The sequence below is a fragment of the Streptomyces sp. SPB074 genome (genome assembly GCF_000154905.1).
Classification (GTDB): domain Bacteria; phylum Actinomycetota; class Actinomycetes; order Streptomycetales; family Streptomycetaceae; genus Streptomyces.
In genome coordinates, this window is record NZ_GG770539.1 from 405,036 (window position 1) to 407,916 (window position 2,881).

Sequence of the window (2,881 nt, forward strand, 5' to 3'; positions counted from 1 at the left end):
GCGCGCGAGGGCGACCCCGGCGCGGTGGCCTTCCCGCGTCCGCTGCCCGGCGGGTACGACTTCTCGTTCTCCGGGCTCAAGACGGCGGCGGCGCGCTGGGCGGAGCGGCACGCGGGCGGGGCGCTGCCGGTCGCGGACGGGGCGGCGGCGCTCCAGGAGGCGGTCGCCGACACGCTGACCCGCAAGGCGGTCGCGGCCTGCGCGGAGCACGGCGTACGCACGCTCGTCGTGGTCGGCGGCGTCGCGGCGAACTCGCGCGTGCGCGCGCTCGCCGAGGAGCGCTGCCGCGCCGCCGGGATCACCCTGCGCGTTCCACCGTTGCGGCTGTGCACGGACAACGGCGCGATGATCGCGGCGGCGGGCGACCTGCTCGTCCGCGCGGGGGCCGAACCGGCGCCGCTCGACGTCTCGGTGGACCCCTCGGCGCCGCTGGAGTACGCGGCGCTGCACCCGGCGGGACGGCGCTGAGCGGCCCGCGCCCCGCCCCGCGAGACCGCCCGGGGTCCATTCCCCGAACACCCCGCCCGCCGTTCCCCCGTACCGCCTACACTTCCTCCAGCAGCTGGTTCGCCCCGTCCGCCAGGCGGGGTGTCGCAAGAGGGAACCCGGTGGGAATCCGGGACTGCCCCGCAGCGGTGAGCGGGAACGACCGCCGTCATACGCACTGGGTCCGGGTACGGGCCTGGGAAGCGACGGCCAGTAGGTGCCCTCCTTCAGGAAGGCGCGCCCGCGAGTCCGAAGACCTGCCAGCCGCCCGGACGCGTGCCGAGAACGCGCCCGGACATCCCGGTGACCTCGTGGGCGGGTCGGCGCGCACAGTGGGCGGCTGGATTCCCGCCCCCTTTGTCGTTCCTTCGCGCTTTTCACGGACACCCGGGATCTCAGGGATTCATCTCGCGAAGGAGATCTCCGTGACACCGAAGTCCGCAGCCGCGGCAGCATGGGCCACCGTGTACGGCTACCCCCGCCAGGGCCCCGACCGGGAGCTGAAGAAGGCGGTCGAGGGCTACTGGAAGGGCCGCGTCGACGCGCCCTCGCTCCTCGGCACCGCGCGCGAACTGCGCGCCGCCGCCTGGCGGCAGCTCGCAACCGACGGCGCCGGAGAGGTCCCCACCGGCGACTTCTCCCTCTACGACCACGTGCTCGACACGAGTGTCATGGTCGGCGCGATCCCCGAGCGCCACCGCGCCGCCGTCGCGGCCGACGCGCTCGACGGCTACTTCGCCATGGCGCGCGGAACCCGGGACGTCGCTCCGCTGGAGATGACGAAGTGGTTCGACACGAACTACCACTACCTGGTGCCCGAGCTGGGTCCCGGCACGGTCTTCACCGCCGACTCCGCGAAGCAGACCGGGGAGCTGCGCGAGGCGCTCGCGCTCGGCCTGCGCGCGCGGCCGGTGCTGGTCGGCCCCGTCACCTATCTCCTGCTGGCCAAGCCCGCCCCGGGCACCGAGCCCGGTTTCGCCCCGCTCGACCTGCTCGACCGTCTCCTGCCGGTGTACGAGGAGGTGCTGGCCGACCTGCGCGCGGCGGGCGCCGAGTGGGTCCAGCTCGACGAGCCGGCCCTCGCGCAGGACCGCACCCCGGCCGAACTCGACGCCGCCGAGCGGGCGTACGCGTACCTCGGTGGCCGCACCGACCGCCCCGAACTGCTCGTGGCGAGCTACTTCGACCGGCTCGGCGAGGCGCTGCCCGTCCTCGCGAAGGCCCCGGTGGAGGGCCTGGCGCTCGACTTCACCGGGCCCGCCGCCGCGAACCTGGACGCGCTCGCCGCCGCCGGCGGACTGCCCGGCAAGCGGCTCGTCGCCGGTGTCGTGGACGGGCGCAACATCTGGGTGGGCGACCTGGAGAAGGCCCTCGCGACGCTCGGCACGCTCCTCGGCCTCGCGGACCGGGTGGACGTCGCCGCGTCCTGCTCGCTGCTGCACGTCCCGCTCGACGCCGCGCGCGAGAAGGACGTCGAGCCGCAGGTCCTGCGCTGGCTCGCCTTCGCCCGCCAGAAGACGGCCGAGCTCGCGACGCTCGCCAAGGCCCTCACGCACGGCACGGACGCGGTCGCCGCGGAACTCTCCGCCAACCGCGCCGCGCTCGCCTCGCGCGCCGCGTCCCCGCTCACGCACGACCCGGCGGTCCGGGCCCGCGCGGCGGCGGTGACCGCGGCGGACGCGCGCCGCCCGGCGCCGTACGAGGAGCGCGCCGCCGCGCAGCGCGCGCACCTCGGGCTGCCCCCGCTGCCCACCACGACGATCGGTTCGTTCCCGCAGACGGGCACGATCCGCGCGGCGCGTGCGGACCTGCGGTCCGGGCGCATCGGCACGGAGGGGTACGAGGAGCGCATCGAGGAGGAGATCCGGCAGGTGATCTCCTTCCAGGAGGAGGCCGGGCTCGATGTCCTCGTGCACGGCGAGCCCGAGCGCAACGACATGGTCCAGTACTTCGCCGAGCAGCTGAGCGGCTACCTCGCCACGCGGCACGGCTGGGTGCAGTCGTACGGGACGCGGTACGTGCGCCCGCCGGTGCTCGCCGGGGACATCTCGCGGCCCGCGCCCATGACGGTGCGCTGGACGCGGTTCGCGCAGTCCCTCACCGCGAAGCCGGTCAAGGGGATGCTGACCGGGCCCGTCACGATGCTCGCGTGGTCCTTCGTGCGCGACGACCAGCCGCTGGGCGAGACGGCGCGGCAGGTCGCGCTCGCGCTCAGGGACGAGGTGAACGACCTGGAGGCCGCGGGCACCCGCGTCATCCAGGTGGACGAGCCCGCGCTGCGCGAGACGCTGCCGCTGCGCGCCGACGCGCGCCCGGCCTACCTCGACTGGGCGACCGAGGCGTTCCCCCTCCCGACGAGCGGCGTCGAGGCGGCCACGCAGGTGCACACGCACAT

General features: G+C 75.3%; 1 protein-coding gene, 1 pseudogene and 1 riboswitch. The gene and the pseudogene both read left to right on the forward strand.

The annotated features are described in order from the left end of the window. A pseudogene (locus tag SSBG_RS01655) lies at nt 1–468 on the forward strand (tRNA (adenosine(37)-N6)-threonylcarbamoyltransferase complex transferase subunit TsaD); the annotation flags it as partial. Nucleotides 469–546: 78 nt separating this feature from the next. Continuing rightward, a riboswitch (cobalamin riboswitch) is annotated at nt 547–766 on the forward strand. 145 nt (nt 767–911) lie between these two features. Continuing rightward, the coding region (gene metE / locus SSBG_RS01660) for a 5-methyltetrahydropteroyltriglutamate--homocysteine S-methyltransferase (protein ID WP_037868682.1) at nt 912–2,881 on the forward strand (1,970 nt) is incomplete at its 3' end.